General features: G+C 39.4%; 23 protein-coding genes. 2 read left to right on the top strand and 21 right to left on the bottom strand.

Translation table 11 applies throughout. The features are described from left to right. Window positions 1-164: 164 nt before the first annotated feature. The 8 genes from R2K26_RS01765 to R2K26_RS01730 all read right to left on the bottom strand — a co-directional run bounded on the left by R2K26_RS01765 (window position 165) and on the right by R2K26_RS01730 (window position 9,215). Window positions 165-1,166 (bottom strand): YafY family protein, encoded by a 1,002-nt coding sequence (locus R2K26_RS01765; RefSeq protein ID WP_155130642.1) that lies wholly within the window; start codon window positions 1,164-1,166, stop codon window positions 165-167. Window positions 1,167-1,186: 20 nt separating this feature from the next. Beyond that, the gene (locus tag R2K26_RS01760) at window positions 1,187-1,615 is read right to left on the bottom strand and encodes a YolD-like family protein (protein ID WP_147513984.1); all 429 of its coding nucleotides are present in this window, start codon (window positions 1,613-1,615) and stop codon (window positions 1,187-1,189) included. Window positions 1,616-1,653: 38 nt separating this feature from the next. After that, window positions 1,654-2,031: a hypothetical protein gene (locus R2K26_RS01755; RefSeq protein WP_117787972.1), complete on the bottom strand. Its 378-nt coding sequence runs from the start codon at window positions 2,029-2,031 to the stop codon at window positions 1,654-1,656. 55 nt (window positions 2,032-2,086) lie between these two features. After that, window positions 2,087-2,455: a nuclear transport factor 2 family protein gene (locus R2K26_RS01750; protein WP_147513982.1), complete on the bottom strand. Its 369-nt coding sequence runs from the start codon at window positions 2,453-2,455 to the stop codon at window positions 2,087-2,089. Between the two features lie 190 nt (window positions 2,456-2,645). Further along, window positions 2,646-4,172: a DNA methylase gene (locus R2K26_RS01745; RefSeq protein WP_147513981.1), complete on the bottom strand. Its 1,527-nt coding sequence runs from the start codon at window positions 4,170-4,172 to the stop codon at window positions 2,646-2,648. 53 nt (window positions 4,173-4,225) lie between these two features. Further along, entirely contained in the window at window positions 4,226-5,140 is a 915-nt protein-coding gene (locus R2K26_RS01740) for an Mrr restriction system protein (RefSeq protein WP_316518447.1), read from the bottom strand. 21 nt (window positions 5,141-5,161) lie between these two features. After that, entirely contained in the window at window positions 5,162-8,302 is a 3,141-nt protein-coding gene (locus R2K26_RS01735; RefSeq protein ID WP_316518444.1) for a type I restriction endonuclease subunit R, read from the bottom strand. A 19-nt stretch (window positions 8,303-8,321) separates the two neighbouring features. Next, window positions 8,322-9,215, bottom strand: coding sequence for a hypothetical protein (locus R2K26_RS01730; protein WP_304015942.1), 894 nt, complete (start codon window positions 9,213-9,215; stop codon window positions 8,322-8,324). A 59-nt stretch (window positions 9,216-9,274) separates the two neighbouring features. On the opposite strand from R2K26_RS01730, the gene R2K26_RS01725 reads away from it, so the two are divergent. After that, entirely contained in the window at window positions 9,275-9,874 is a 600-nt protein-coding gene (locus R2K26_RS01725; protein ID WP_316518439.1) for a restriction endonuclease subunit S, read from the top strand. On the opposite strand, the gene R2K26_RS01720 is transcribed toward R2K26_RS01725, so the two are convergent. From R2K26_RS01720 to R2K26_RS01690, 7 genes are all read right to left on the bottom strand, one after another. Continuing rightward, window positions 9,863-10,384, bottom strand: coding sequence for a restriction endonuclease subunit S (locus R2K26_RS01720; protein WP_015530032.1), 522 nt, complete (start codon window positions 10,382-10,384; stop codon window positions 9,863-9,865). The two genes, R2K26_RS01725 and R2K26_RS01720, sit on opposite strands and share 12 nt — an antisense overlap. A gap of 10 nt (window positions 10,385-10,394) precedes the next feature. Then, complete coding sequence (gene xerA, locus R2K26_RS01715; protein ID WP_023920531.1) at window positions 10,395-11,378, bottom strand: site-specific tyrosine recombinase/integron integrase; 984 nt, start codon at window positions 11,376-11,378, stop codon at window positions 10,395-10,397. Between the two features lie 97 nt (window positions 11,379-11,475). Then, entirely contained in the window at window positions 11,476-12,549 is a 1,074-nt protein-coding gene (locus tag R2K26_RS01710) for a restriction endonuclease subunit S (RefSeq protein WP_227078592.1), read from the bottom strand. After that, window positions 12,533-14,104, bottom strand: coding sequence for a class I SAM-dependent DNA methyltransferase (locus tag R2K26_RS01705; RefSeq protein ID WP_002594689.1), 1,572 nt, complete (start codon window positions 14,102-14,104; stop codon window positions 12,533-12,535). Before R2K26_RS01705 ends, R2K26_RS01710 begins: the two co-directional genes overlap by 17 nt. Window positions 14,105-14,123: 19 nt before the next feature. Further along, on the bottom strand, window positions 14,124-14,333 hold the full coding sequence (locus R2K26_RS01700) for a helix-turn-helix transcriptional regulator (RefSeq protein ID WP_002587820.1): 210 nt from the start codon (window positions 14,331-14,333) through the stop codon (window positions 14,124-14,126). Between the two features lie 187 nt (window positions 14,334-14,520). After that, window positions 14,521-14,736 carry a hypothetical protein gene (locus tag R2K26_RS01695; protein ID WP_002594687.1) on the bottom strand — a complete coding sequence of 72 codons (216 nt, stop codon included), beginning with the start codon at window positions 14,734-14,736 and terminating at the stop codon, window positions 14,521-14,523. A 155-nt stretch (window positions 14,737-14,891) separates the two neighbouring features. Beyond that, window positions 14,892-15,227: a helix-turn-helix domain-containing protein gene (locus R2K26_RS01690; protein WP_002594686.1), complete on the bottom strand. Its 336-nt coding sequence runs from the start codon at window positions 15,225-15,227 to the stop codon at window positions 14,892-14,894. A gap of 226 nt (window positions 15,228-15,453) precedes the next feature. Here R2K26_RS01690 and R2K26_RS01685 point away from each other — a divergent pair, with 226 nt between their 5' ends. Next, the gene (locus tag R2K26_RS01685; RefSeq protein ID WP_008118497.1) at window positions 15,454-15,906 is read left to right on the top strand and encodes a hypothetical protein; all 453 of its coding nucleotides are present in this window, start codon (window positions 15,454-15,456) and stop codon (window positions 15,904-15,906) included. Between the two features lie 64 nt (window positions 15,907-15,970). Here R2K26_RS01685 and R2K26_RS01680 read toward each other — a convergent pair whose 3' ends face one another. From R2K26_RS01680 to R2K26_RS01655, 6 genes are read right to left on the bottom strand one after another with little or no spacing between them, the layout of a single operon-like run. Further along, entirely contained in the window at window positions 15,971-17,710 is a 1,740-nt protein-coding gene (locus R2K26_RS01680) for a lysozyme family protein (protein WP_316518427.1), read from the bottom strand. A 14-nt stretch (window positions 17,711-17,724) separates the two neighbouring features. Continuing rightward, window positions 17,725-18,219 (bottom strand): hypothetical protein, encoded by a 495-nt coding sequence (locus R2K26_RS01675; protein ID WP_316518426.1) that lies wholly within the window; start codon window positions 18,217-18,219, stop codon window positions 17,725-17,727. Between the two features lie 17 nt (window positions 18,220-18,236). Continuing rightward, window positions 18,237-19,004, bottom strand: a complete 768-nt coding sequence (gene srtB, locus R2K26_RS01670; protein ID WP_316518425.1) for a class B sortase — start codon at window positions 19,002-19,004, stop codon at window positions 18,237-18,239. Window positions 19,005-19,016: 12 nt separating this feature from the next. Further along, a complete protein-coding gene (locus R2K26_RS01665; protein ID WP_316518424.1) occupies window positions 19,017-19,418 on the bottom strand; it encodes a DUF6075 family protein in 402 nt (133 codons plus the stop codon). A gap of 13 nt (window positions 19,419-19,431) precedes the next feature. Continuing rightward, entirely contained in the window at window positions 19,432-21,765 is a 2,334-nt protein-coding gene (locus R2K26_RS01660) for a VirB4-like conjugal transfer ATPase, CD1110 family (protein ID WP_316518423.1), read from the bottom strand. Continuing rightward, entirely contained in the window at window positions 21,758-22,123 is a 366-nt protein-coding gene (locus R2K26_RS01655) for a PrgI family protein (protein WP_316518422.1), read from the bottom strand. The genes R2K26_RS01660 and R2K26_RS01655 overlap by 8 nt, the downstream gene beginning before the upstream one ends. Window positions 22,124-22,142: the final 19 nt, after the last annotated feature.

Genomic DNA, 22,142 nt, shown 5'->3' with positions numbered 1-22,142 from the left:
ATTACTCGCCTTTTTCGTTCACGGCTAACCAAATTTCACAATGATAGTTTGGGGCGGTTGTATTCACAAACGGATAAACTTCAAACTCCACGCCCTAAGCATATTCATACTGCGAGCTTTGCGGGAAAATTCTGCCGTTTTTTGACATCGTATGCTTTGGAGTGTTAGATTTCCTGTTCTTTGTTTTCTTTTTTCTGCATACCCTCATCAGCTTGTGCAATCATCTGTCTGTACTGTTCTTTCACACTCTCCGGTGAAAGTATCTGCACCTTGCCACCGAAACCAAACACCCACCCGAAAAAGGTCGGACTGGCTGATACTTCGGTCTGTACCCTGAAAGAAGTCATATCATACGCAAGGGTTGTCACATCTTCTCCGAAACGGTCAACCATTGTTTTCATCAGACTGTTATCACACCGTAAATCCACAAGGACTTTCTCGCCTGAGAACATAAAGAATACTTCTTTTGTGTAATTTTCAATATCAAAATCATCAGGCATAGGAATAATGTCTTTATCCAATATCTCCGGCTTGGAAGCAATACGGTCTACCCTGAAATTGATAACCTTGTTTTTCTTCTCAGAATATCCGAGAACATAATAATAGTCCCCACACCAGAGAAGTTTATACGGACTCAGCTTATAAATCTCGCCCTTATTCTTCAGAACCTTTTTCTTTAATCCGGTATAATCATAATACTGAAAAGAAATCTGCTTGCCTGCGTTGATGGCATCGTTTATAGCGTCAATAATGTAATATATCTGCTCATTATCCGGCTTAATACGATTGACCACATAGTTATTACGCTTCAACTTTGCCACCTGCCCCGGACTGGTCATCGTATGTATCTTCTCAATCAGAGTTTCGCTTTTCTTCTTTGTAATGAACTTCGATGACTCCACTGCATCTATCAACAGTTTTAGCTCCGGCAGTTCAAACTTGCGACTGGCTACAAAGTATTTGCTCTGAGTAGAGTGGATAGTAACAATATCCATTCCAAACTCCTGAAGTGCTGCAATGTCTTTCGTAACAGTAGTTCTATGTGCTGAAATCCCGTATTCATCAACCAATATATTGATTAGCTGCGTCGTCGAAAGCGGATGTTCCTCGTCCGTTTGTTCCTCTAATATTTTCTTTAAGTATAATATTCTTGGTTTTGTTTCCATTGTTTGCCCTTTCCAAGTTATTACTCATATAGTCCTTTGAAAATTTCTCCTTGAATCTCGCTGATTTGTTCAATCGGGATAACTGTTTCATCCTGCATAATCAGTTTGCGTTCAAATTCATCAATCTTTTTCACTATACCGGAATGCGTGAGATATGCTCCTCCGGATTTTTTATCATCAGGCACGAAATAAGTTATTGATACTTCCTGTTCTGTGCCGATATTATCTCTAATCATATTTAACTGGTCATTTAATTTCATAATGACTTCATCGCTTAACTCTAACCGTTCATCTGTTAGCCTTGCAGTTTCCTTAATGGCTGCATCGTGTCCCGTAAGTGCTGCAAAAGGAGCAAACTGTGCTGCTCTGTCGTGAAGTGACATACGAGGATGGTTCTTTGATGTCGGATTCGGCAGATTGATTATATCGTCATAAGAATGATTGTCCATCTGTTGCAGCGCCTCCTTTGTTCAACTGGAATTTGTAATTACATTCCATACATATTGGCATTTTTTACAATTACTTTATCGCCTTTTTCTAATTGTTCCTTGGAAATACCTCGTAACCCAAGTCCAACATGCTCTGTTTTATATCCACAACCATTTGCTTTTCGTTCTTTTGTATGTACATCGACAGTAGTAATTCTGGATTCTAAGATATCTCCATTTGCTTTATAAATACACGCATTTTCCCCTTCTCTGCACATCCCTATTAATATGTTTCCTGTGGCAACTGTTCCAACCCCCATAATTGTAAATGCATCATCAATAATCAATTCAAAATTTTCTTTTAAACACGATGGAACATCTAATTTGTTCATGTATTCTTTTTCTCGTTCTTTTTTGCTTTTACCAAATAATCCCATAGTATTTCTCCTTTAAAACTTCCGATTTTCTTAATTCTACAAACTTGAATTTAGTTCATGATTCATATGGATAGTAGTGTTCTGCCTTCGACTGAAATTCACATAATTTTAATATTTTCATATCCTTATCAAAATCTGCTATTGTAACACCATCAAAGCCATCTATCTTACCATCATAATTACATCTGAAGTACCATTCAACAATTAACGTTTGATTTTGCTCGAATATTCGTTTGATTGTCCATTCCAATACTTGTCCCTTATTATTCCAATTTTCAAACCATGTTACAATTTGTGATAAACCATGATATTCGGGTCCATAGCATTCACTATACAAAGCGTTTTCAGAAAAAGTCTGTTTTACAATCTCAACATCGTTATCTAACCAAGACTGAAAATATTTCTTAATGACATCTACTTTCATATTATCCTCCACAAATTCTTATTTATAGTTCTATCCAATATCGTTGAATGATGCCACTCTCGCTCAGTCTAACATCATCAAACACTTGGCAAGCATATCTTCCTTATATTGCATGACTTACTCAGCATATGCACTTGTAGGTCTAACAAATTACAAATACATTTCTCTATTTCCGTAAATTTTGATTTCTCTAAGCCTTATGACCGCCGATTTGCCCGTTTCGGTCTTTGGCGGTTGCGCCTTCTTCAAGGTTCATTCCTTTTAACACAGCATTCTTGCCAAACTTCTTTTTGATACTCAGCATTGCTTCTTGCATACGCCTTTCTCGTTCTAATTTTTCTTCTTCCTCCGTCTGCTTCTTCCTCTGTGCCTCGTAATCGGTAAAGAGGTCGAGTTGCTGATATTCATTTTCCTGTTTGACGGATTTTTCATCAACAAGTTTATTCGCTGTAATTGTTATTCTGCGTACAAGCAAATGCTCGTCAACTATCCTGTCGTACAAATCCATCACAGCATTGGTAATCAATCGAGTAGAGGACGTCTTTTTCTTAAGGTTTGCTGTTCCGTGTGCGTGTTTTGGAACTTTGCGTCCATATCGGTCAATCGTAATCTCGCCTTTGTATTGATTTTTTAGGTTCGGATTACTTAAATTTTCAATATCATAGCCGATTGTCAACACAAGTTGGTCAGTTACAAGTCCTTTATCCACCAAATCAAGCACCATTTGGTCGGTCATTTCTTTTACAATCAACTTTGCCTTGTCATAATCATAAGGGCAATGCAATACCTGACCGGAAGATACACTGTTTGTTTCCGGCTTATATGCTTTGACCTGCTCCATTGTGCAAGGCTCATATCCCCAAGCGTGGTCTATGAGCAGTTCCGCATTGATACCGAACAGCTTGTACAGCAATTCCTCGTTATACAGTTCATTGGGCTTTCCGATAGAACATCTTGCAATATCGCCCATTGTATAAAGTCCGTGTTCCTCTAACTTCTTCGCATAACCATTTCCGACTCTCCAGAAATCGGTTATCGGGCGATGGCTCCACAATTTCCGGCGATATGACATTTCATCAAGTTCAGCAATACGCACACCATTCTTGTCCGGCTCAATGTGCTTTGCCACAATATCCATAGCAATCTTACAGAGATACATATTCGTTCCGATTCCTGCGGTTGCTGTTATGCCTGTTGTTTGCAGAACATCCTGTATCATCGTCATAGCAAGTTCTCTTGCAGTCATACGATATGTTTGCAGATAATCGGTCACATCCATAAACACTTCGTCGATGGAATAGGGGAATATATCCTCCGGTGCAACATATTTGAGATAGACATTATAAATCTTTGTGCTATACTCCATATAATATGCCATACGGGGCGGAGCAACGATATAATCTATCTCCAATGCTGGATTTGCGTCCAACTCTGCCTTATCATCGGAAGAACCGGTAAATGTTCTGTTCGGTGCTTTCCATCGGCGATTGTTATTTGCTTCCCTGACCTTTTGGACAACTTCAAACAATCGTGGTCTGCCGGGTATTCCGTAGCTTTTCAGCGACGGAGATACTGCAAGGCAAATTGTTTTTTCTGTTCTGCTTTTATCAGCAACCACAAGATTTGTTGTCAAAGGGTCACGATTTCGTTCCTTACATTCCACAGAAGCGTAGAATGATTTGAGGTCAATTGCGATATAGGTCTTTTGCTTTGCCATCATTCTATGCTCCCTTCTAAAATTCCTTTGAGTAAATTATGCTGTCGCTAGTGTCAATCCTCGGTATAAAAACCATCCAATACATATGTTGTGACTGGTGTTATATACAATTCATATTTAATAACCAGTCTGATTAAATCATTTCCGTCAATCAATGTTATCGGCGTACCTTCTCTCGCAGCCTCTCTTGCCTTATTGGTAAATCGGCTATTAGTAATAAATACTCCATAATCGGCTTGATATTTGTTCATCGCACCAAGAAATTGATTGATATCCGGCTCACTCACTGGATTTGAATTAAATCTTTTACATTGAATAACCACTCTGGTTGTTCTAAAATCATCGGCATCTACGTGATATCCATAGCCATCAATACCACCATCATTTGACACCTGAACACCTTTGTTGGTAAACTCCACTCCCATCTTCGTAAGAAGTGCTCGTGAAAATTGTTCAAACTTTGCTGGAGACATATTAGCGATTGCACTCTGAAGTTTCACCTTGAAATCATCTAACAATTCGTCATCTGTGGATTCATTCTCCTCGTCTTCAACCTCCAGTGTTTCTACTGGCTTGTTTTTCGATTTGTTCTTAGTCGAATGTTCCTCCCAATAGCTTCGTGCCTTATCCCTTACTTCTGCCTTAACATCAAAATCTGTTAAATCTACATTCGCTCCATCTTGAGTAAGTGTAATCTTTGGATTGAATTTCACATAAGATATGAGACCGACATAACTAAGCTCTTTAATAGCAAAATTAAACTTAAAATCAAATTTTTTGTACTGATTTCCTGTTTTATTAGATGTATATAGTTTCTGTTCAAATTCAGCAATATGCTCATCTAACTCACTAATTCTGTCTCTAATTTCAGAACGCTCTAACTGTCCACCTGCTTCCTGAAGGACTTGAAGGATTGGTTTAATAAGGTATGATACTTGTTCTTCTGTATTTAAATCGTCATAAAACATATTTACATTTACACCTCTCATTTACTGTGCATACTTCTTGAAATTCTCTGCCTGCTCAAGAACTTCCTTGTAAACATCATCAATGGTTACTGGCGGATAGCCGAACTCATCAAGCAGCAATATCAAATCCACTTGCAAGTTTGCCTTAATATCATCACGGGCAGACCAATCGGTATAGCGTGACTTATCATCAACAATCAACTTTATCCTCTTGGATAGTTCAATCATTTTATCGTCCGGATATTCAAACTCAAACTTCTTGGAAACTGCTTTCAAAATATCATAGAAAGCTTTTTCTTCATAATCTATACCCATATTCTTGAAGGAGTTCTTTTCTGTTTTCAGTTCAGACAACAACTGTGCAAGCTGCTCCGCAACATCATCAAGGACTTCGTTGGCATACGCTTCATCACGACGACGGTTATTATACTCATCAACAACTTTCTTGAGTCTGTCTGCAAATTCCACACCCATAATCTTATTGACTTTCTTAAACTCGTCAATCGCCTGAGAAAGAAGTCTTTGAAGTATCTTGATTTTCGTATTCGGCAACTGAATAGCATTTATCTTATCCATATACTCATCGCTGAAAATGTCCACCGATATATGCTTTCCGGTTTCAAATAATTCCTCAATGCCATCAGACTGAATTGCACCTTCAAGCATTTTGCGGACACGAGCGTTCATCTGCTCAATATCCGGTGCATCGCCTTTTGTCAACTTGAAAAGGATAGAACGGACAGCACAATAAAAATGGATATAATCCTTATCTTCATCAGAGAATTTCTCACTTGAACTACAAAGATTAAATGCCTGCTTCATTCTCTTGACTGCTGCCATAAATCTTCTTTCCAGTTCTTCAGACAACTGCACATACTCAACTGCACGGTTCAGGCAGGCAAGCTGTTCAGTAGGAGAACCGTTGAAGAAATCACTACTATTAAAGTTGTGGAACATCTGACCAAGAACTTCTAACTGGTCTTTTACAATCGTGATAGACTGCTCCACACCTTCAAATTCTTCGCTCTCAAAATTCGTATATTTCTTGAGGGCAGTGTTCATATTTTTCTTGATACCTATGTAGTCAACAATTAAACCTTTATCTTTGCCCTCGCATACACGATTTACACGAGAAATCGTCTGAATAAGGGTATGCTGCTGAATAGGCTTATCAATGTAAATCGTATCAAGCTCCGGCACATCAAAACCAGTCAGCCACATATCTACAACAATGGCAATCTTAAAGTTTGATTTCGGATTTTTGAACTGACGGTCAAATTCTTTCCTATCCTCTTTTGTGCCAAGCATATCAAATAGGTCTTTTTCATCATCTTTATTACGAGTCATAACCAACTTGATTTTTTCCATTGGCTTCAACTCTTTTTTATCTTTCTCACTCAGAACAACACCGTCATCACAAATCTTCTTTTCTGTCCATTCCGGTCTGAGTTCCTTTACTATCTTATAGAAATCGTATGCTATATTTCGGTTGGAACATACAAACATTGCTTTGCCTGCTACGGTTGCACCTTCTGCCACACGGGTTTCATAATGCTTGATAAAATCCTCCGCAACAGCACGAAGTCTATCAGGGTCGCCAATAATAACTTCCATTTTGGCAACTGCTTTCTGACTTTCTTCTACTTGATGTTCATTTGCCCCCTCAAGTTCACACTGAGCATAATATTCTTCAATCTGTCTTACCTTATCCTGATTGAGCATAACCTTGGCTGCACGACCATCGTAAACAAGATTAACTGTAATACCGTCCTTAACAGCTTCCGTCATTGTATATGCGTCTACAACACCACCAAAGACTTCGATTGTTCCATCAACCGGAGTTCCGGTAAATCCAACATAAGTCGCATTTGGTAAAGAATCGTGCAGATACTTGGCAAAGCCATAGGTTTTCTGAACACCTGACTCTGTAATCTTAACCTTTTGGTCGAGATTGATTTGGCTTCTGTGTGCTTCATCAGAAATACAAATAACGTTCGTTCTGTCTGTAAGAAGCTGCAAATCCTCTGTAAATTTCTGAATGGTAGTCAGATAAACACCGCCACTCTCTCGTCCCTGAAGCTCCTCACGAAGTTTCTCACGGGATTCAATGCTTACAACAGTTTCATCTCCGATATATTTCTTTGAACCGACAAACTGCTTGGAAAGCTGGTCGTCAAGGTCTGTTCTGTCTGTAATAATAAGAATAGTCGGGGAGGAAAAGTATTTGCTTTTCATCAGCATACGGGTAAGGAAAAGCATTGTATAACTCTTGCCGCACCCTGTTGCTCCGAAGTATGTACCACCTTTACCATCTCCTTCAGGGCGAAGATGTGCCTTGATATTCTCATACAATTTATTTGCCGCAAAGAACTGTGGATAACGGCACACTATCTTCAAATCCTTATCTGAGTTATCCGGAAAATAAATAAAATCTTTGATAACTTCAAGCAAACGGTCTTTTCGGAAAAGTCCCTTTATCATTGTTACAAGAGAATTGATACCGTCCAGCTCTTTATCGTCTGAGTTTATCTTCCTCCACGCATAGAAGAAATCATACGGGCTGAAGAAAGAACCATATTTATTATTTGCTCCGTCACTGATAACAACAAACGCATTGTATTTGAAAATCTCCGGAATATCTCTACGGTAACGGATTGTAAGCTGCTTATATGCGTCCATTATGGTCGTATTCTCTTGTACCGCACTCTTAAATTCAAGAACAACAACAGGAATACCATTTACGAACACAATGCCATCAGGAATACGCAACTGATTATTTACGCCTTCAATTTCAAACTGATTAACCACTTTGAAAATATTGTTTTCGGGAGTGTCGAAATCAATAAGTTCAATATAGAGGTCTTTCTGCGTTCTATCCTCACGATTAAGAATAAATCCATCGCAGAGCAACTTAAATACAGCTTTGTTTGCTTCATAAATCGTACCGGAAATATTACGCAGCATTAGAATGACACTATCCACCTCACTCGGTGTGATACCGTCTTTCGCATAGCGATTATAGAGGTATTGCTTCAGGTCGTCCGTAAGCAGAACCTCTGTCCTTTCTCTGTGTATCTGGTCGCCACTGACATAGGTGTACCCCTCGTCTTTGAACAACTCCATTATTGACATTTCCAATACGTGTTCATTAAAATTTGCCATTGCGTTCACTCCTTTTGCGTTAGCGTTTCTTTCTTTTGCTCTTATTTTCGGCAGCACTCACATAGTAAGTATTATAAAGCTGTTGTATTACCTCATAATACTTGTCCTCAAATGTTTCAGCTTGTGCATCTGTATATTCTAATGGATTTTGATTTATTTCTTTATCAGGTTTTCTATTTCTTATTGCAATAGCAATACTTTCAATCAACTCCATTAACCACATACACACTTTTTCTTCTTCACAATATGCAAGATTTTGAGAATTCCATACATAATTCATTGGTGGAATAGGCACATCTTCATCAAACTCCATTTTCTTATCAATATAGTAATAAAAATACTCATCTACATATTCCCCAATAGAGAGTTGATTTATATTGAAAGTTCTTCTGAATTTATTGTTCTTATTTATGGGTTCAAACACGCTTGGCGTACCATTCCACTGCAAATCACGGTATCTCTCATAGCTTCTATGAAAATACTTTGCTCCATCATACAGATAATCCTTACCTAAATTATATTGCTCAATATCCTTCTCCAAATCCATTATACATTTCTGTACCCAACGAGTTCCTTGTATTGAATTACTTTTATATCCTGCTTGATGCAATATTTCATTCTGAAGTTCTTCCGTACAACGGCAATATTCCGTATAAATCTTTCTGGAATGTCTTTCTAGTGGATGCACATTAGCAGCTACAACACACCACGGTAAATAATCTCTCTCAGGCTCATTATCAATTAAAAACAAACGTGCTTTCGTTTCTAATTCTTTCTGTTCCTTTTCATCTTGTAGCTTTTGAATTTCCTTTTCGTGTCGTGTTTGTAACCAATATATCAAAAACGAAACAGCTATTGTTGCCACTAATGACAATATTCCAATGACTATCTGAATTATTTCTGCGGTTGTCATACCTACCACCTCCGTTAAATGATAATTTAGAAGCAACTCTTAATACTGTTTTTGTCAAGATGTATGAAGAAACAGACGCGGATTCTTCCGTACTGCTTTCTGAGCTTTGTTCTTTAGCTTCGAGCAAACGAGTTTTTGCTGAGGATTATGTTTCTGACGGAGTTCCTTTTTATCGTGGAAAAGAAATTACCCAAAAACGGAACGGAGAACCTATTTCAGACCCTCTGTTTATCAGTCATAATCACTTTGCATCACTGAAAGCCAACTATGGTATCCCTGTATGCGGCGATATTTTAATTACCGCTGTTGGAACAATAGGAAACAGCTATTTCGTCCAAGATGAAGAATTTTATTTCAAGGACGGAAACATCATTTGGCTAAAAGATTTTATTGAGCCATCTCTAAATTACTATATTTACGACTATATGCAGACCCCAATATTCAAACGACAATTGGAAGGTATCTGCATAGGTTCAACACAAACGGCTTTAACCATTGTTGCCTTGTCGAATCTAAAAGTTAAAAAGCCAAGAACAGCAGAATTGGCACTATATTGTAAAAAGAGCAAAGCACTGCGTTCCGCAATTCAAACCAACAACGGTGAAATTGAAAGATTGACACAAGTAGCTAAGGCTATGCTTGCTTCTTTAAGCCGCTAAATTATCATTTATCTTCTGTTTCAAATCTATTCTATCGGTTATCGTCTTGTAGGCTTTCACTATTTTTCTCTGCTTTTCAATATCTGGTACTGGAAGTTCCACCATACAAAGCTCATTCCAATCGAAAATCTCTCTTACGCTTCCGTGTGACTTATACCTTGCATAACGGTCAAATTCTGGTCGGCTGAACCAAAGCATAAGATATTCAGGGTCAAGTTCCTCTTTATTTTCAACTTCAAAAACTGTATAAGAGCTTGAAATGATACAATCTTCTTCATCTAAATAAGCAATAGAAATTTTCTCTCCATTTCGTGAAGTAACGGGTCCGTATGCAAACTGTCCCGTTCTGACTATCTTATAATTCGATAAATCAGTTCCTACAATATTTGCGATTGAAGGAATAAATTTTTTACTTATACTTACGCCAAGCAACTTTGTTACGGCTAAATTCTTATTACGCTCGTCCACAAGTCGAATGTAATTGCCTAATATCTTATATCCTTTTTCCATTCCTACCACCTTAACCAATGTATTTTCTATGAGCAATTTTCACATTGCTCTGCTTGACCATTGCATATTGCAATGTCGTATCTATTCTTCTATGCCCCAAGAGCTGCTGAAGCTGCTCTATTGGCATTCCTTTGTCTATTGCCATTGTTGCAAGTGTTCGCCTGAATTTATGAGGGTGTACCTTATTTAATCCCAAGCGTTTTCCAAGCTGTCGTAATCTCACTTCAATACCTCCGATATTCATTCGATTATACGGAGATTGTAATGAAACAAAAAGTGCTGGATTGTCGTCCTTTCGGCTATTTAAGTAATTCTGCAAATGTATTTTTGTTCTTGCATCAAAATATACTATTCGCTCCTTATCGCCTTTGCCGAAAACCACACATTCTCTTTCGTTAAAGTCTATATCCTCACGATTTAGCAACACCATTTCTCCGACACGCATCCCCGTTGAAGCAAGCATATCAATCATCGCCAAGTCCCTGAGTTCTGTGCAATTATCTCTCATCAATTCAAGTGCTTCATCTGAATAAGTTTCCTTAATGTTTGTTCCGGTCTTAACCTTATGTATTCGCCTGACCGGACTTTTCAAAATATAATCCTCGTCCTCAAGCCAAGAGAAAAAACTGGAAAGTATTCGTCTTATATTATCTATCGTAACTTTACTTGATTTTTTCTTTGCTTGATACTCTGTCAAATAACAACGAATGTCGTCAGTTACGATATATTTGATACTCTTTCCAATACCATCAAGCATTGACTGTATCGTTGCATTATAGTATTTCAGAGTTTTCTCAGAACAGCCTTCAATACGCTTTGCCGATAGGAAAGATTCTACTAAATTCTGTTCTGAAAGTTCCTCATCTTTTTTTATCTTTGTTACCTCATAATCAAAAAGTGTATACTGCAACACCTCTTGCAATCTTTCTGTCTGTGCGTTATTCAGATAAGGTAACATTCCTTGAATAACATCAGTGATTAGGTTCTGTTTCATAGTCAATTCTCCTTTTCTTTTTTAAGAGAACGACTACCAGTGGCAGTCCCTTGTTTTAACTCCCGCCACTGATGGGAGTTCTATTGTAAATGATAATTTAGCGGCTTGACATTGTTGTAAGAATTATTTTCTGCAATTCTTGCAGTTTTTCTATTTCAGAAAGATTTTCTTCTTTGCAATAAATAAGGCTCATAACCTTTTGGGAGAAAGATTTCTGTAATTCAAGTGGTGGAATTGCTATTCCATAAGCATGAACATCGTTTCGATTTAGTGTGGGAACTGCACTACCACCAACAAAGCCATCATAATTTAGATTTTTGAGCAAATAAAATACCCACAACGGTTCTGCTTCATAAATTTGTTTTACATAGAGCGATGTGTTATGTGTCCAACAGTTGCAAAGGTACAATCTTGGGTTGCCAATATTGCCGCTTCGTCCCATTACAATAACAGGAGCTTCCGCAGTAAACTCATCATGATACCCAATTGTTCCGGTTGAACCTGCAACGGGATATTTACCACCAGTCATTTCAGTTCGAGGTAAATCATGCCCCCTTTGTAGTTGCAACACATCGCCAACAGTGCCTTGTTTCCAAGAAGATTTATCTGAGTTGGACTCAAAATATTTTTGATACAATGTTTGAGCAGTATCGTCTAAATTATCATTTATCTTCTGCTTTAAAGCAATTCTCTCCGTAATTGCCTTATAACTGTTCACTATTTCAAGCTGGTTTTCAATAGGCGGAATAGGCAATTCTAGTCTGCATATATCATCCCAAGTAATCCCACCACGAACGCTCCCGTCAGTATGTAACCAACAAATTCGGTCAAATTCCGGTCTGCGAAACCACATCATCAGATAATCTTCATTCAAAATGCTGTTATCTACTACCTCAAACATAAAATACGCCGGAGAAACAATAGCAGGTTCTTCTTCATCATACAATGCAACCGGAAGTCGTTCATCACGACCAACGTGCATTGGATTACACGCAAACTTTCCTTTTGTTATCAGTTTATATTTACTCAAATCCGTACCAATGACATTTGCAACCGACGGCATAAAGAACTTGTCTATGTTAATTCCCAAAACTCTGTCTGTTATGCTTTCTCTGTTCCGAGTATCAATCAGTCGGATATGGTTTCCTAAAATATCATAATTCGATTTCATATCCCAACTCCTTAAATACAGCAAGCAAATCTGATTTAGATTTTTCCTCTTGAGCAAGAAGTTCTTTGAGTTCTCCCTGCAATGATTTCATTTTGGTATCAAAGTCGATGTTCTCATCACGGTTGACAAACTCAATATATCTGCTCGGTACAAGAGTAAATCCTTTTTCCTTTACTTCATCAAAAGAAGCAGAATAGCAAAATTCCGGCACATTCTCATAAGTTTCCTCATAGCCTTCCTGCTGCCAGTTATGATATACACTTGTAACTTTGGCTCTATCTTCCTCTGTCAATTCAATGTACTTCTTCTCATAAGGACTGCCCATCTGTCGTAAATCCATAAAGAGTATTTCATCTTCTCGATTACGATAGCGTTTTAGCTTTCCATTCTGTTCCACGACACGAGCCTTTTTATTCTTATTGAGTACCCAAAGGGTAACGCTGATGTCTGTGGTATAGAAAAGGTTTCTCGGAAGAATAATGATTGCTTCTACCAAATGATTTTCTATAAGCTGCTGTCTGATTTTTAACTCTGTACCATCATCAGATAATGCACCATTGGCAAGCAGGAAACCTGCTACACCGTTTTGAGAGAGTTTGGAAACAATATTCAGTATCCAACCATAGTTTGCATTACTTGTAGGCGGAACTTCATAGCCGTTCCAACGAGGGTCATCTACAAGCTCATTTTCGGCTCTCCACTGCTTCTGATTGAAAGGCGGGTTTGCCATAATGAAATCTGCTTTAAGGTCTTTGTGCTGGTCATTGGTAAATGTATTGGCTGCCATTTCTCCAAGATTTGCAGAAATACCACGGATAGCTAAGTTCATTTTTGCCAGTTTGAAAGTGGTATTTGTGTATTCCTGACCGTAAATAGACACTTTCTTTTTATTACCGCTGTGTGCTTCTACGAACTTGATGGACTGCACAAACATACCGCCCGAACCGCAACAAGGGTCATAAAGTATTCCATCGTAAGGCTCAAGCATTTCGGCAATCAGATTTACAATACACTTTGGTGTGTAGAACTCTCCTTTACCTTTTCCTTCTGCAAGAGCAAACTTACTAAGGAAATACTCATATACACGACCTATAATGTCGTTCTCTTTATCATCTGTATTGATACGATTGATTTCATCAAGCAAAGAAGCCAACTTTGCCGTATCAATATGTAAGCGGGAGTAATAGTTATCCGGCAAAGCACCTTTCAGTGCCGGGTTGTTCTTTTCAATCGTATAAAGTGCTGTATCTATCTTCAGGGCAATATCGTCCTGCTTTGCATTTTCAATAATGTACTTCCAACGGCTTTCTTCAGGAAGATAGAATACATTTTCCTGAGTATAAAACGGTTTCATATCCGCATACTTTTCGCCGTGTGTAGCAATAATCTTATTACGGCATTCCTCAAACTTGTCACTGGCAAATTTAAGGAAGAATAAACTCAGAACAACGTGCTTATACTCCGCAGGCTCAACAGAACCTCTCAGTTTATCAGCACTTTTCCAAAGTGCTTCTTCCATTGATATTTCTTTCTTTGGTTTAGCAGCCCTTGCCATCTATAATTACCTCCGTGTTTTAATCTTCATCTAAAATAACTTCGCATATATCTCCGATGTCGCAGTGAAACACCTGACATATCCTCATCAGTACTTCAAGAGATACCGGCTCATTCTTATTTATCTTCGTTGCAGCGTATGATGTAATTTCGGCTGCACGCATTAAATCCTGTCTTTTCATTTGATTGTCAATCATAAGTTTTTGAAGTTTGTTATAGCATATCTTCATCAGTAACACCTCTTCATCTTATAATTCTTCTTCGTTACAGTTAGCCATTTAACATTATATATTAAATTTTCAGGCATTTCAAGATTTCAGGCAGAAATGTAACCTTTCAGACACCAAGGTGTCACTTTTTACAAACACCTAATACGACTCTTTTAAAGAATAATAAAAAAAGAGATGCCGAAGCACCTCAATTATACATTCTATTATTAACATTCAACGCAATCATTGCTATGACCTTTTCTATCGGCGGCTCTTTTCCGTCCGGTGCAACTGCTTTCCAAAAAGCGATTGCTTCCGGTTCAGCACTTTTCATTGCTTCCCGAATGGCAAACTGCATTTCCTCTTTTACTGCTTTTTCGGTTGTTCCATTTTCTTTTGCTATTTGTCTGAAAATGTCGTTCACTTCTACTTCCTCCTATGTCTATTAGTATGTGTCTATCACTGACAGTTGTTGTTATAGCATATTCTCTCTGTCGAAGTCCCGAAAAATTTGTCGATAGCAGAAATTTTTTATACTGAAAAAAAGAAAGCTCGTCGATTAGGACGAACTTCTGTGTTTTATGGAAGTATTTGCTTTGACTGCTTCACAAGTGTATCTATGACTTCATAAATTCTGTTTCTATCTTCAGGAGCAAGTTTTTCAAGCTTCTCATTCAGCATTGAGTTCTTGACTGTATATCCAGTTTCCAGAACATCTGTAAGAACCATATCCGATGATACACCTAAAGCATTTACTATCTTTATGAAAGTTTCGAGTGACGGAATTTTCTCTCCACGCTCAACCATACCAATATAATTTGTTGTCAAATCTGTTTTCTCAGCCAAATCTTCTTGGCGTAATTTCCTCGCAAGTCGAAACTTTCTTATATTCTTGCCGATTGTATCGAGCTTCATCACATCACCTCCCTTAGTGTGTTTCCATAACTAATAGTATAGGTTAAGTCGATTTCAAATCACACGCACCCAAAGGAAGTAAAACCAACTATTAGTGATGATTCCCAACTATTTTTATGTTATACTACAAAAGTAGTAATTCACGATTGTTAATGGCGAAAGACAAATCACAACCCAAGAGCCAAGTTAAACAATCTCCATAGAATAAACTTAGGGGTAAAAAGGAATGGACGAACAAAAGATAATATTCAGTAATCGGTTTGAAAAAGAGAAATTTGAGGATTACAAAACAGATTTGGGAACTGGCAACACAATCACTCCTGACTTTACGGAAGCTGATGATTTTTTGAAATTCATACAGAAGAACCGCAGAAGTGTTCCAAGTAAAGAACGAATTGCTGATAAGGACAAATTCATAAAGACCGTTTACGAACTATCCAATAGCTTTGAAATTGATGCTGACCTGATAGAATTTGCTGAGGGATATATCGCCAATATCTATGTAGATTATGCCTGCTACACTGGATATATCAAGAAGCTGTTAGCAATTCTTTTTATCCTTGCCGATGATATTTCCTTTTTAGATGGCAGTAAAGAAAATGCAGATATGCTTTTCAGCTTCACTTATCACACACACCATATTTTCCTGAATAACAGAGAAACAACCGATTTCTCATAATGTACCCGATGGCTACTCAACTGAGCAGCCATCTTTTCGATTTTCCAGACACCGTCTGGAATTTTTAATACGCCGGAATACCGTATCCATAGATATTGCCACTTCCAACTGCGTACTGTCTTTGCATGCAGGCGTCGCCTGAGTTACCCTCTACGGTATAAACTGTGCCATTCTCACACTTCTCTACGATACCAACGTGGTCTGTTGTACCGTCGCCTTCCCAATCGAAGAAGATAATATCTCCTGCCTTTGGTTCATAAGTGCGGTTTTGCCATTTTCCATTTGACTTAAACCAGTTTGCACCGTCCACACAACCTGCAAATTTCGGAACAAGTCCGCTTTCAATATACCCGCATTGGTCAGCACACCAAGATACGAAGCAGGCACACCATTCCACTCGGCTGTTAAAACCGTACCAACTCCAGTAAGGTTGTCCGCCCTGATTGCCTACCTGCGTCAAGGCAACCTCAACAATCGCCTGATTTCCTCCGGCAGTAAAGGCTCGTCCATACGGATAGTACCTCAGAACGTGAGCCGGATATTGGGTATCTCCATAACTGTCCCAACCAAGCCTTTGTGCCTGCTGAGTGGAAAACTCCACTGCATTGGCATAGGAATAACCGCCATACTTTGATTTTGCCCAAGAGATATATCCATTACCGAAGTTGTAGCCTTGCAAAGCAAGTTTAATATGCTCCATATCTATCGGACTTTCCACCTCTGCCGAAGTAAGAGCCGCTTTCAATTCCTGAACTCCACACTGGATAGAATATTCAGGGTCTTTAATTCCATTGGGTTCGTGTGGATACTTCGTATTGAAACTTCCTTCTGCTGCCTGCATAGGGTCAAGTCCTCTGCCGCCGCTTTCCTGCATCATAACCGCCTTGATAAGTTCTACATACTCGGGAATGCCGTACTCCTTGGCATATTTCTGTATGATAGGTTCATAGGCTTCTACCTCTGCACTTACCGGAGTATAGGAATTACTGTCACTTCCTCCTCCAAACATTGCTACGGCAGCACCAAACAACACGACTATCATAATAATCAGCACCGCTATCCAACCGCCTGCTGCGATTGCTGCTACAAGTGCTTTTGTCCCTGCAATAATCGCTTTGACTGTCGCAACAGTAGCTTTCGCTGTGGCTTTGACGGTATCTGCTGTGGCTTTCGCTGCTTTCTTTGCCGCCTGAGCCGCTTTCTGTGAAGTCTTAACCATTGCCTGAGCGGTTTTCTGTGCGGCTTTTGCTGTCTGCTGACTGGTCTTAATGCTTGCCTTTGCGGTATGCTCGGCAGTCTTAACAGACCTCTGCGTTGTTTTCGCTGCTTCCTTGCCAGCAAGTTTAATATTCTTCTTTCCTGCGGAAGTCGCAGATTGTTTAACCATTTTCTCCGGCTTTTCAAGTGTCCTGATTGCCGATGTTGTTTGCGTCTGTGCTGAAGAACTACCAACCGTTGTAGGTCTGCCTTGAGTTTTCTGAGCGTTAATTGCCTTTTCTGCTCTCTGCTGTTTGAAACGCTGTATGCCCTCTTTGGCAGATTGAATATTCTGCTTTGTTTCCTGAGCGCCTTTTCGTCCAGCTTTATCAAAAGCATACGCACCTTTATGTGCGATTTCATCAATTCCGGCTTCCGTCTTATCGGTAGCATATTCTTCCACAGTATTCTCATTTGCATTTACCGAATGTTCTGTTTTATCCTTTGTGGCGATATATGCCTGTTTCATTTTCTGACCGGCAATGGCAGCTTTATCCAAGGTCTTTATCGTGCCTTTGACCGTATCTCTTGTTTTAATATCAGCCACATCAAACCTCCTTCCTAAGCCGACTGAATAACTCTCTTGAATTTTGTCGAACTGTCGGCAATAAACTCGTTAATCAATCGGCTTTCTGCTTTTGTTTCGGGATAAGCGGTAATAGAGATTGTCTTTGCGTTCCAGTCAAGGGTGTAGCTGTCGCTTGCAACATTCGTGATATGGTGCTTTGCAAGGAAGTCTCGCAAACGCTTCATTTCTTCGAGGTCGTCGGACATAATCACATTCACATAGGTTCTGTCTTTTGACATTTTCTCGTTAATAAAGCAAGCAAGAGAACAACCGACACCGCCCGCAACGGCAACAACAAGCATTGCTATCTCGTTATTCGCAGAGACAACTCTTTTCGTTATCCAAAAATAAATGAAGTCGGATATGATAACCGCAATGCCTGCAAGTATCCACCGACTTCTCTGTACCAATATTGTTTTTGTCGTACTAAGGGCATTGTCCGCAACTTTCGCTGCGAACAACACCGCTAAATTTATCAAACTAATCATACAAGGTTCGTCCCTCCTTATTCAGCCACTTTCTTCGCCACAACAACCATTCTTCCGTTGTTACGGGAATATTCGCAAGTGGAAAGCGTAATCATTTTATCGCCATATTCTGCGTTTACTCCCGTATCATAGATTGCAAGTTCCTTGCACTTGGCAATATAAGCATCGAAATCATCTTCTGTATCTGCATTGACAAAATCATAATATCTGAAGCTATTTGGGCTGTCTGTATATACTTCTGTCTTGAAAGCTGCCACTACTTCGTATTTACCTTTCTCGGTAAGCGTATCAAACTGGATGATTTTGTGCTTTTCCCAAAAAGAACTATCTGCATACTTCATCAGTCCAGCAAACATCGAATTGTCATTCATATGATGACCGTAGATAACAAGGTTATCTGACGGAGCATCCACATCGCAGTTCTCCTGTACATACGGGCAACCATATACCGTGTAGCTTTTATCAAATCCGTGTCTTAAATAGAAATTCGGATTATCCTTTGACTGCATAACCGGATAATTGATTTTGGTATCCTCAACCTTTATCCATCCTACCATATCGTTGTTCTGCATATACAGTTCCTGATAGTCTGGCAAAAAGTTCTTATCTTCGGAATATGACATCGTATCCTCCGTATCGTCTGTACCCTCAACGGTTTCAATCAAGTTATCATAGAGTTCTGCCTGCATTTTAGAGTCGCAGTAGTCTTTGACCAAGAAGCCAACGCTCATAGCAAACACAACGCTTAACAGCGATATAACCGTAATTCTCATTTTCTTATTCATCGTTTTGTACCTTTACCTTTCCATATCTTTTCTTTTAGGTGGAGTCAAATCTCTACAATATTCGGGATACCTGAGTTTGATACCTTCCATAAAGTAAGGAGCATATCCGCAACAGAATAATTCATCCGGTGTGAAAAGATTTTCTTTTCCCTCCTCCGTGAAGCCGTTCCAAAGATTAAAAGCAAGGTGGCAGACCTTGACTGTTCCACTGGTCTGCCAACCGCCATACATCCCCTCCGGCACAATGCAATCGTTCTTAAAATCAAACATTCTTCCTATATTCATTCTGGTTTCTTCTGAAATGCCCATCACATAGAAAAATGCCTGATGATAGCAGTCATTGTGTCTGGACTTTTCGAGATTTTCAAAGACGAAATCTCTGTGTGCTTTATTTCTGAATTGAATTTTTACCATAGAAAACACCTCCTTATATGCCTTCACCGGGCTTCGTCGTCATCAAGCGATACAACTTCGTATTCTTCGGGAACTTGTTTGCAAACGGTACAAGAGAACTGCCCACCTTGATAAGTCCGTGTCCTGCGTCAACATTTGTGATATACGAAAGCTGAAGGTCGGAGATATTCAGAAGTTTTGCAAGTTCCAGTCTGTCGGTAGAAGCCTGATTAAGCATAATGATAAACTCGCTGTTCGCAAGCATTGTTCTTGCAGTATGGCTCTGCAAAAGGTCGTCCACATTCTGCGTGATACCGGTTGCGTATGCACCGTACTTTCTTACACGCTTCCAGAGTGTAAAGAGGAAGTTTGCAGAATACTCGTGCTGAAACAAGAGGTAAATCTCATCAATGAAGATAAAGGTATGCTTACCCTTTGCTCGGTTCTGTGTGATTCGGTTCAAAATACTATCAAGGACGACAAGCATACCGATAGGCATAAGCTGCTTGCCGAGGTCGAGAATGTCATAACAGATAAGTCGATTGTGAGTATCTACATTTGTCTGCTTTGCAAAAGTATTCAGCGAACCGTGAGTAAACAACTCAATAGCAAGAGCGATTTCCTTTGCTTCCGGCTCATCCTGTTTGAGAAGTTCATCTCTGAAATCCTGCAAGGTCGGAACCTGACCGGTATAATCGTTTTGCTGATAGGTGCGGTAAACGCTTGCAGTACAACGGTCAATGATGGACTTCTGCTTTGCTCCGAGATTTGTTCCGCCGATAAGCTGTTCGCAAAGGGACATAATAAACTCGGATTTCAAGATAACAGGATTTGCTCCGTCGCCATAGTCCTTGTTCATATCCATTGCATTGATATGGTTATTCGATGTTGCGGAGATATTGATAATCTCGCCACCAAGTGCATTTACAAGATGGGAATACTCCCTCTCAGGGTCGATGATGATTACATCAGCATCGGAAGAAAGGATAATATTTTCAATCTCCCCCTTAGCCGCAAAAGACTTACCGCCACCGGATACACCGAGAATAAAGGAGTTACCGTTAAGAAGCTGTTTTCGGTCGGCAATTATCATATTTTTACTGATAACATTCTGACCGTAATAAATGCCGTTCTCGTGGTAAATATCCTGAACCCTGAACGGAATAAACACTGCAAGGCTCTCGGTCGTAAGAGTTCTGAATGTGTCTATTTTCCTTGTACCGTATGGCATAACGGTATTGAGTCCGTCCATCTGCTGAAATTTAAGAACCGCAAACTGACAAAGATGTTTTCTCGCTGTTGTGAGCAACGCTTCCGTATCGTTATCGAGCTGCTCTTTGGTATCTGCGGTATGCACCATTGTGAGCACTGCGAACATCATTCTCTGGTCACGGGTGGTAAGGTCATCAAGGAACTCTTTCATTTCCTTTTTTTGCTGTTCCATATCATAAGGAACAGTTGCCGAAAAGTTGTTGTTCATATTCTGCTTTCTCTGCCAGTTCGTGATGTTGGTTTCTACACCGAGCAATCTGTTTTCGGCTTCTCTGACTGCTTCATCGGTAGGAACAGGTACAATATCAATGGACATCATCAGATTTCGGTTCATATCCGTAAGTTCCGCCACCATACTGTCCTTGATATAGGACGCATATTCACGAAGAAAGATAACCCTGCCATAACGGTTGCCGATTTTGAAATAATCACTTTCAAATTCTAAAGAGTCCGGGCAGATATAGTCCTTGAAATCGTGTCCTTTCTTTCGGGTTTCCTTAATATCAAAATGATATGAAGTTTCTTCCCCCACACGGAAGAAGTCGTGAATAATGCGAAGTCGCTCGTCCGTTTCAAGTTCCACACACTTACTGCCAAGTCGTGAAAAGTGTGAAATCAAATCTGCACCTACACGGGCAAAATAGGTTCTTGCATCATCCACATTCTTTTTATTGATGGAGATGGTCACATACTTATCCTGCACCGTTGAATTTGCTCCCGTCGCCTTATCAAGAAGCATCTTGTTGTATTCCTCCCGATATTCGTCTAGTTCGTCTCCGGTTTCAGGGATAAGGATTGTTTTCTCAAAGTCCAAACGGTTCAGTCGTCTGTTGTTGATAGTGAGTTTTGTGGTTGCTCCACTATCAAGAGAGTTAAGCAGTTCCGAATACTCAAGGAACATCGCTTCCTTATCTTCTCGGCTGGCAACCGCATAGTTAATATCCGTGAACTTAAAGGATTTGGAATACTTATCTTTACCAACTCTGAAGATACCGTCATCATAGATAGCAGTAACCGGAATACAGTCCTGCACACCCTTCGGCACAACAAATTTTTCCTTATCCTGCTTAAAGATGTTGTTTAATGTCTTAATCATTATTCTTGTAAGCCTCCTTTGTCTTTTTCTCAATGCTCGGTTTCATCAGTTCTAAATAGGTGTTTGTGGAGTGAAACACTAACTTCTTTGGCATAAGAAACTCGGACTTAATCCACGCCCAGATAAATTTCTCTGCTGTCATTCCGTTGTATTTCACAAATCCGAGAGCCGCAAACGGTACTGCTCCCAAAATACACACCCACGATACTGTTTCAGTTCCAAGATGCGGTTTGAGCAAAAAGTACAATCCTACTGCCACACCACACGCAAGGACAGAAAAAATGAACTGTCTTAGCGACAGTCCGAAAAACATTGATTCTGTGTAATTTCGTATTTCTCTGTTAATTTTTACTTCCATTAGAAATTCCTTTCTATGA

It is taken from the genome of Neglectibacter sp. CSJ-5 (assembly GCF_032490475.1).
GTDB lineage: Bacteria > Bacillota > Clostridia > Oscillospirales > Acutalibacteraceae > Hominenteromicrobium > Hominenteromicrobium mulieris.
This window is presented reverse-complemented; position numbering and strand designations above follow the sequence as displayed.

Coding starts and splice junctions, on each gene's coding strand:
- R2K26_RS01765 (WP_155130642.1), bottom strand. CDS start 1,166: ATGGAAACAAAACCAAGAATATTATACTTAAAGAAAATATTAGAGGAA.
- R2K26_RS01760 (WP_147513984.1), bottom strand. CDS start 1,615: ATGGACAATCATTCTTATGACGATATAATCAATCTGCCGAATCCGACA.
- R2K26_RS01755 (WP_117787972.1), bottom strand. CDS start 2,031: ATGGGATTATTTGGTAAAAGCAAAAAAGAACGAGAAAAAGAATACATG.
- R2K26_RS01750 (WP_147513982.1), bottom strand. CDS start 2,455: ATGAAAGTAGATGTCATTAAGAAATATTTTCAGTCTTGGTTAGATAAC.
- R2K26_RS01745 (WP_147513981.1), bottom strand. CDS start 4,172: ATGGCAAAGCAAAAGACCTATATCGCAATTGACCTCAAATCATTCTAC.
- R2K26_RS01740 (WP_316518447.1), bottom strand. CDS start 5,140: ATGTTTTATGACGATTTAAATACAGAAGAACAAGTATCATACCTTATT.
- R2K26_RS01735 (WP_316518444.1), bottom strand. CDS start 8,302: ATGGCAAATTTTAATGAACACGTATTGGAAATGTCAATAATGGAGTTG.
- R2K26_RS01730 (WP_304015942.1), bottom strand. CDS start 9,215: ATGACAACCGCAGAAATAATTCAGATAGTCATTGGAATATTGTCATTA.
- R2K26_RS01725 (WP_316518439.1), top strand. CDS start 9,275: ATGTATGAAGAAACAGACGCGGATTCTTCCGTACTGCTTTCTGAGCTT.
- R2K26_RS01720 (WP_015530032.1), bottom strand. CDS start 10,384: ATGGAAAAAGGATATAAGATATTAGGCAATTACATTCGACTTGTGGAC.
- xerA (WP_023920531.1), bottom strand. CDS start 11,378: ATGAAACAGAACCTAATCACTGATGTTATTCAAGGAATGTTACCTTAT.
- R2K26_RS01710 (WP_227078592.1), bottom strand. CDS start 12,549: ATGAAATCGAATTATGATATTTTAGGAAACCATATCCGACTGATTGAT.
- R2K26_RS01705 (WP_002594689.1), bottom strand. CDS start 14,104: ATGGCAAGGGCTGCTAAACCAAAGAAAGAAATATCAATGGAAGAAGCA.
- R2K26_RS01700 (WP_002587820.1), bottom strand. CDS start 14,333: ATGAAGATATGCTATAACAAACTTCAAAAACTTATGATTGACAATCAA.
- R2K26_RS01690 (WP_002594686.1), bottom strand. CDS start 15,227: ATGAAGCTCGATACAATCGGCAAGAATATAAGAAAGTTTCGACTTGCG.
- R2K26_RS01685 (WP_008118497.1), top strand. CDS start 15,454: ATGGACGAACAAAAGATAATATTCAGTAATCGGTTTGAAAAAGAGAAA.
- R2K26_RS01675 (WP_316518426.1), bottom strand. CDS start 18,219: ATGATTAGTTTGATAAATTTAGCGGTGTTGTTCGCAGCGAAAGTTGCG.
- srtB (WP_316518425.1), bottom strand. CDS start 19,004: ATGAATAAGAAAATGAGAATTACGGTTATATCGCTGTTAAGCGTTGTG.
- R2K26_RS01665 (WP_316518424.1), bottom strand. CDS start 19,418: ATGGTAAAAATTCAATTCAGAAATAAAGCACACAGAGATTTCGTCTTT.
- R2K26_RS01660 (WP_316518423.1), bottom strand. CDS start 21,765: ATGATTAAGACATTAAACAACATCTTTAAGCAGGATAAGGAAAAATTT.
- R2K26_RS01655 (WP_316518422.1), bottom strand. CDS start 22,123: ATGGAAGTAAAAATTAACAGAGAAATACGAAATTACACAGAATCAATG.